Source organism: candidate division WOR-3 bacterium (assembly GCA_029858255.1).
Classification (GTDB): Bacteria; Hydrothermota; Tepidihabitantia; order SM23-42; family SM23-42; genus SM23-42.
This window is the reverse complement of sequence record JAOUFJ010000058.1, coordinates 1-6,672: the sequence shown is the minus strand read 5'-3', so window position 1 is coordinate 6,672 and position 6,672 is coordinate 1. Positions and strand designations below refer to the sequence as shown.

At 46.5% G+C, this 6,672-nt stretch carries 9 protein-coding genes; 7 read left to right on the top strand and 2 right to left on the bottom strand.

Going from position 1 to position 6,672, the window contains the following annotated elements:
• Positions 1-1,081 precede the first annotated feature (1,081 nt).
• The 7 genes from OEV79_12155 to OEV79_12125 are packed head-to-tail and all read left to right on the top strand — an operon-like array spanning position 1,082 to position 4,890.
• Positions 1,082-1,702: a hypothetical protein gene (locus OEV79_12155; protein MDH4212188.1), complete on the top strand. Its 621-nt coding sequence runs from the start codon at positions 1,082-1,084 to the stop codon at positions 1,700-1,702.
• A 34-nt stretch (positions 1,703-1,736) separates the two neighbouring features.
• A complete protein-coding gene (locus tag OEV79_12150; GenBank protein ID MDH4212187.1) occupies positions 1,737-2,153 on the top strand; it encodes a hypothetical protein in 417 nt (138 codons plus the stop codon).
• Positions 2,128-2,772 carry a hypothetical protein gene (locus tag OEV79_12145; protein ID MDH4212186.1) on the top strand — a complete coding sequence of 215 codons (645 nt, stop codon included), beginning with the start codon at positions 2,128-2,130 and terminating at the stop codon, positions 2,770-2,772. Before OEV79_12150 ends, OEV79_12145 begins: the two co-directional genes overlap by 26 nt.
• 1 nt (position 2,773) lies before the next feature.
• Positions 2,774-3,373: a hypothetical protein gene (locus tag OEV79_12140; protein ID MDH4212185.1), complete on the top strand. Its 600-nt coding sequence runs from the start codon at positions 2,774-2,776 to the stop codon at positions 3,371-3,373.
• Between the two features lie 9 nt (positions 3,374-3,382).
• Positions 3,383-3,982, top strand: a complete 600-nt coding sequence (locus OEV79_12135) for a hypothetical protein (GenBank protein ID MDH4212184.1) — start codon at positions 3,383-3,385, stop codon at positions 3,980-3,982.
• Complete coding sequence (locus tag OEV79_12130; protein MDH4212183.1) at positions 3,966-4,571, top strand: hypothetical protein; 606 nt, start codon at positions 3,966-3,968, stop codon at positions 4,569-4,571. Before OEV79_12135 ends, OEV79_12130 begins: the two co-directional genes overlap by 17 nt.
• Positions 4,561-4,890 (top strand): transcriptional regulator, encoded by a 330-nt coding sequence (locus OEV79_12125; GenBank protein ID MDH4212182.1) that lies wholly within the window; start codon positions 4,561-4,563, stop codon positions 4,888-4,890. Before OEV79_12130 ends, OEV79_12125 begins: the two co-directional genes overlap by 11 nt.
• A 380-nt stretch (positions 4,891-5,270) precedes the next feature.
• Here the strand turns inward: OEV79_12125 and OEV79_12120 are convergent, their stop codons facing one another.
• Both OEV79_12120 and OEV79_12115 read right to left on the bottom strand, forming a co-directional pair.
• Positions 5,271-5,720 (bottom strand): hypothetical protein, encoded by a 450-nt coding sequence (locus tag OEV79_12120; protein ID MDH4212181.1) that lies wholly within the window; start codon positions 5,718-5,720, stop codon positions 5,271-5,273.
• A gap of 425 nt (positions 5,721-6,145) precedes the next feature.
• On the bottom strand, positions 6,146-6,672 hold a 527-nt coding region (locus OEV79_12115; GenBank protein ID MDH4212180.1), incomplete at its 5' end, for an efflux RND transporter permease subunit.

Sequence of the window (6,672 nt, the reverse complement as noted above, 5' to 3'; positions counted from 1 at the left end):
TGCAGAAGGAAATAGTCATGATATTATTTCGGAGAATCCTGGCTTGGTCTTAAACACAATTCTTGAGTTGGTTACGCAAATAAGATCAAAATAAAAGTTATCTTTAAAACCAACCCCCAACGTAGAGATTGCCGCGCTCACTGCGTTCGCTCGCAATGACTGGGAGGTGTTGGATTCCCCGGTTAAACCGGAGAATGACCCTGCTTCCTCCGGAGGCGGACATAGCATCACGGGAGCAGCTACATCAATGATGGTTTGAAGTCACGCTCGTCTTCGACGAGCTGAATTCATGCTTCGCTGAGGACACGTCTGCCATGGCAGACTGGAGACACGCTTCGCTGAATGGATCAGAGGGGATGATAGAGATAAGGTGTTGCTTGTTATGTCGTCTGGATTCCCCGGTTAAACCGGAGAATGACCGATGCTTTGTATCGTCGAATCACCTCGGTCTTTGGACCCAGGCACACTGATTTTTGTGGTCAAATCTTTGATTTGAGCAAAAATCGTGACGGTGATGAAAAACACTTGATTACAGTGATTCTATTTACACCCTCACCCTAACCCTCTCCCCTCAAGGGAGAGGGGATATGAGAGGGCGGGCTCTCCCCTCAAGGGAGAGGGGATATGAGAGGGCGGGTTCTCCCCTCAAGGGAGAGGGGATATGAGAGGGCGGGCTCTCCCCTCAAGGGAGAAGGGATGTTGTCAGAAACGTTGGGTTCGTTAGTTCCGCTAATTTCGTTACTATCGTTGATTGACTTCGGAGTAATAACCATATCATGTAGTTGCCTGATTTATCAGGCGGTTGGCTTGTTAGGCACGTTAATTACGGCAGTATCGTTCCCCTGCTGAGATTGCCGCGCTCACTGCGTTCGCTCGCAATGACCCTGCTTCGAAGGTGATTACGGAGATAGAGACATAGATGATAATGATGGAAATCAGTTGATTGGCGTGAGGCATATAGCGTGTTGCGTAAAGCGTCGAGAGTCCCATGCAAGTCACCCCTTGACAAATCCGATTTTTTTGTTATAATGTAATAGACTAGTTTGCAATACAAACTAGTATGTAAGTAAGGAGGTTGGTGATGGAACAAAAAATGGACCTGAAGCAGCTCGAACGCAAAGCCTGGACTTCATTCTACGACGATGGCCTGGGCGACATATTTCTGGGATGCATCATACTTACGTTCGCTCTGGCACCAATGTTCAGCAGAACAGCATTGGGAGATTGGATCCCTGTAGCTTTTCTTCCGTTCTTATTTCTGGTACTTGTTTTACTCTGGCTGCTCAGGAAACGGGTCGTCATTCCACGGGTCGGGCTGGTCAGTTTTGGGCGCGCACGCAAAAAGCGTTTAGTGAAGTTCAACGTTTTAATGCTGGTAGTGTTGTCGGTCGGCTTCATTTTGGGTCTTCTCTCTGTAAGGGGCGGTGTCGGACAGGCGTGGGTGCACAATCTTCGCTTCATAGCGATCGTGCTCATGTGTTTTGGTCTTGCCGCCTATTTCTTGGGTTTCATACGGTTGTACGTTTACGGTATTCTGGTTGCCTTGGGCGTACCGGTAGGCGAATGGCTTTGGCTACACAAGGGTGTGCCTCACCACGGTTTCCCCGTAACCTTTGGCATCACCGCGGGAGTAATTATAGTAACTGGTTTTGTTCTATTCTTGCGAATGCTAAGTAAAAACCCGAAATCGAAAGGGGAATAGCGTGTTGTCGTGGACACAAATTAGGAGGTATTTGATGTTCGTACATAAGACATGTATAATGATTGCGTTTGCCTTCTTAGGAGGCGTAGTTTACGCTTCAGAGGCATCCAATAATGTACAGGGATTAGATTCAATTGGCATGATGCCAGAAGTCGTTGTGACGGCTCCCAGGTATGAAAATCAGGATGAAGCCTGGTTGGGTATGATCGAAGGGGTTACCGTCGAAGCGCGAAATTCCTCGGTTGGAACAGACGAAACCGTTGCTGGGGTGAACAGGGGAAGCATTTCGTCGAACAACATTGGGTTTGAGTCGATACGTGGTGGAAATATCGTCCGCTTGTTAGTATCATTGACGCTTACACTTGTGACAATTTCAGTACTGTATATGTCGATACATGCATATCTTGATGCTGAGGAGGTAAAGCATGAGCGAACAAAAGATCGATCTTAAAAAACTGGAACGTAAGGTCTGGACGTCATTCTACGAAGATGGCATCTGGGATATCTATCTTGGATTGCTCCTTTCGTCGATCGCTATTGGCGCGTTCTGTACCGACGTCGGAATATCCGAGAAATACTCGATCTTCGGCCACGTTGGGATCTTGGTATTTGCCATTCTCTTTCTTGCACTTGGCAAGCGTTTCATAACTCTGCCCCGCATCGGAACAGTCGTTTTCGGCCCTAGAGGCAGGGCGCGATTGACTAAAGCACAGATACTACTCGCTATCTCATGTGTATCGGGATTGGCGGCTTTCTTGCTGATTGTTTCTACCATGGGAAATGCAACGGCACGGCAGCCGGTCATGGGTTACATCGTTCCCTTGTTTTGGATAGTGAATATGCTCCTTCTGTTCAGTCTTGCTGCGTATTTTCTAAATTATGCCCGCTTGTACATAATCGGTTTTCTGTATGCGGTTGCAGTGCCTACCGATATGATCTTGCGACAAGTATTACATATCGATTTAAGCGTCGTTGCCTTTGGAGTACCCGCTTTGATCATAATATGTATGGGGGTTGTAATACTTACCAGGTTCATTCGCAAATATTCCAATATAGAACAGGAGGTATGAGTTGACCGAGATTATTGATGTCAGAAGCGCGGAAGACCAAGTCCGCAGAGCATTGGGGCAAGATGGTCTCGACATGATCGTTGGTGGCCTTGCTTTGGCGCTTGTGGCAATATTCTTTGTTAATATCAGACATGGCTGGGCGTACGTATTTGCCGTCGGACTTCATGCTTCCGTACTTCCTTATTTGAGGAGAAAAATAGTCTATCCACGTATTGGTTACGCGAAGCTTAAGGCGGTGAAAATGACGGTTCTGCAGCATTTGTTAACGGTGATCGTTGCAGCTATCGCGCTTATTCTATTTTATGTATTCGGTAAAGACTCCCGGTTCAACTGGATAATGCCGCTTTATGTAGGAACTGTGTTGTCTTTTATTTCGTTTGTGAATGCTTGGAGACACAAGTTGTCTACATATTATTTTGTAACAGGCATTTTTGTTATGAGTGGGATAATAGGTGTTACACTAACAGGAGCAGGGCATGGGGCTGGCATAGTCACCGCCGTACAACTCTGGATTTTATCCGTGATACTGATTCTGATTGGTATTGTGCGACTGCTGTTGTTCAAAATGAGATATCCCGTACTTTGTACGACACAGAACTGAGGGGACGATATGAGTGAACAGATAGTCATGAAAGAAATAGAAAAGAAAGCAAGAAGCACTTTGCGTCGGGATGGATTGGCAACAATTATTGCAGGAGTGGCTCTTGCCATCATGGCACCGTTCTTCCTCGATGATAGATTAGGTTGGATGCTTGTTCTCGGCAGCGGTCTGTATGTCTTCCTGCCAGAAGTTTTGAGGAAGCATTTTATCTATCCCCGTGTTGGCTATGTGAAGGTAAGGAAGGAAAAAAGTAAGAAATGGAAGTTGATCATTTCAATATTGCTACTGTTAATATTTATTGTTATTCTGAAGATCAATGCGTACAATTGGATACTACCTTTCTATCTCGCTTTAGTACTTGGTGCAATGGCGTTTACGATTGCCTATTTATACAGGACCCTCGTTGAATACTTCCTCGCCAGCCTTATACTAACAAGCGGTATTGTTGGTCTAGTTGTTACAATACAAGGTAATGAGCCGGGACTTGTATCGGCTCTTCAACTCTGGATACTCGGGGCAGTGCTTGTTCTTGTCGGTATCGTGCGGTTCGTACTATTCATTCACAAATATCCGATAACAAAGGAGCATGTCAATGAAACCATCGGCTGATCTGGAAGAGATCAAGCGCAAAACGCGATACATGAATTTTCAGGATGGCCTCATGGATATTCTCCTGGGTGTTCATCTTGTGCTCACGTATTTTGTGATAGAATACCGTCTTCTGCTTAATATACCATGGATCGTTATCGGTCCTGTGATCGTAGAAGCAATTAGAAAGCGCACGACACACCCACGCATTGGCTACGCGCGTGTGGCGAATCAAGGAACCACTGCATTAAGAATATTATTGGTATGCATAGTAGGGATTATACTTCTATCAGCAGTAACGGCTTTGATTTTTCTGTTGTTGGGATTACCAGTACAGAATAATTGGCATAACGTCCTTAAGATAGCAGCGGTACTCTTCATTCCTGTTATTTTCGGCTTACTTGCGTATGAACACAAAGTCTACCGTTGGTTTGTCTACGGGGTGTTGATCGGTCTGGGTGGATTATTTGTGAGATCGGTAGCACCAAATAGCATGAAATTCTATTTTGTCGTTCTCGGTGTTAGTGTTACGCTGATCGGCCTCAGGATATTTCTTGATTTCTTGAAGAAGCATCCACGACAGCCTGAGGAGGGCTCGGATGGCGGCTAAGAAGAAAGAGGCGCAGGAACTTCAGAAGATCGTTGACATTGACCGGGTTGTCCACGAGCCTGCGCGGCTTCTGATTCTGTCGTACCTATACGTTGTCGAGAGCGCCGATTTCCTGTTTCTTCTGAGGCAGACGAACCTGACAAAGGGAAACCTCTCGTCCCATCTTATGAAATTGGAGAAAGCGGGATATGTGCATATCGAGAAGAAGTTTGTGGAGAAGATCCCGCGCACTTTACTTAGTTTGACAAAAGAGGGGAGAAAAGCGTTTCATGAGTACAGCCAGCGGATGAAGAAGATTTTCAGGGAACTACCCGGGTAAACGCATCGATGATCAATAACGCAGGACCGTCCCGAAGGGCTCGCAGTATCACTCCGTTCGCTCAAGTCTTAGAAACGTTTGGGGGCGTTATTCCCGTTAATCTCGTTAATTCCGTTATTATCGTTCAACGGCCGAGATTGCCACGGCTGGTAATGCCAGCCTCGCAATGACTGGCAAGGGCTGGATTCCCAGATTCCCCCTGGTTAAACCAGACGGCAGGCGAGCTGGGCAATGACAGAGCACGGCGCCCGGGGATGAGCTTATATACTTCTCGATGCGTCCGCCACAATTGATGGCGGACTTACTCGAAGAATAAATGAAAGTTGGAAGTGTATTAGTAGCACATTAGGCGTGAAGTGGTACTGCCTGAGGGATAGTCGTTACTTTTGTTTTTTTGCGTTCTTTAGTTTGAGGAGGGCCTTCAGGTCTTCTTTATCTTTTGGTCGGCCCGCGGCTCGTTTCATCTTTATAAGGTCTTCAAGACCGGCAAAATACGCCGGTGCGGTGCCGATTTTGTCTTTCACTCTGTTCTTCCAGACACTTCCAAATGTGATTCCTCTTGCATAAGGGTGGATATCTACCTCAACGAGATATTGGCGTAGAAGTATTTTTTTCTTCAGAAGGTCTTTTTCGGTGATTTGATCTACATCGTACCCAAAATCCTTGAGTGCAGCAAGGCATTTTCTGGCATTTGCGTCGGTTGGCTCAATAAAGACATCAGTATCCAGAGTCGCACGTGCGTATCCATGTACAGGGAAAGCAGCTGCCCCGATGATGACGTATTTGACTTTATGATCGTTTAACGATTTCAACAGGTTTTCGATGTCCATTTCTTATCAATATTTCCTTCATTCTATTAGACATGTTGAACATCATTATAAAGCGTTCTGCCGTTGTAAGTGTGCGCTGAAATTTGAGTTCGAACTCGAGAGCTTCGTCTTCAGCATAGTCAAGGCTGCAGATATACGTTTTTCGCTTCTTGAGCATATATAATTATACACGTAATCGGAGCGAAATCAACACCGCGGTGTCGCACAAGCGCTCGCCCCGCACATTAACGACTGCGGGACACTCAATTTTGTAGCCATATCCCAGATATGGACAAAATTGGTACAGCATCACTCCGTTCCTGATTTTCTGAACTTCTTAGCTTCTACTCAAGCGTTGTGCGTAAAGCGTGATAATGCAAAACCCGCATCCTGCCTACCCACAAATATGGTGGGAGTTGACAGCAGGATGCGGGATTAATCCTAGACTATTTGGATTTGGAAATATCTGCTTCGCAGACTTTGTCCTTTTTCCGCTCGAATAATGTGTAGAGTACGGGGATGAAGACGAGCGTCAAGAATGTGGCAACCATCAGACCGCCGATGACCGAACGCGCCATCGGCGCACGTAGCTCGTTGCCGGCGCCGATGCCCAATGCCATGGGAATGAGACCGAAGGATGTGGTGAATGCTGTCATGAGGATGGGACGCATGCGGACCCGGCCGGCTTCGACTACCGCATCCATGCATTTAAATCCCTGGTCGCGACGGAGCTGGTTCGTGTAGGTGATGTAGACGATCGCGTTATTGACCACGATTCCGCCAAGTAGCAAGACGCCTAACAGACTTTGCATGTTGAGAGTGGTGCCGGTGAAGAATAACATCCAGAGCACGCCGATGAGCGCAAGGGGGATGGTGAACATAATGATGAATGGTTCGCGGAAGGATTCAAATTGTCCGACCATGATCATGTATACGAGAACAATTGCCAGAATGATGACTAAGAAAAGATCCC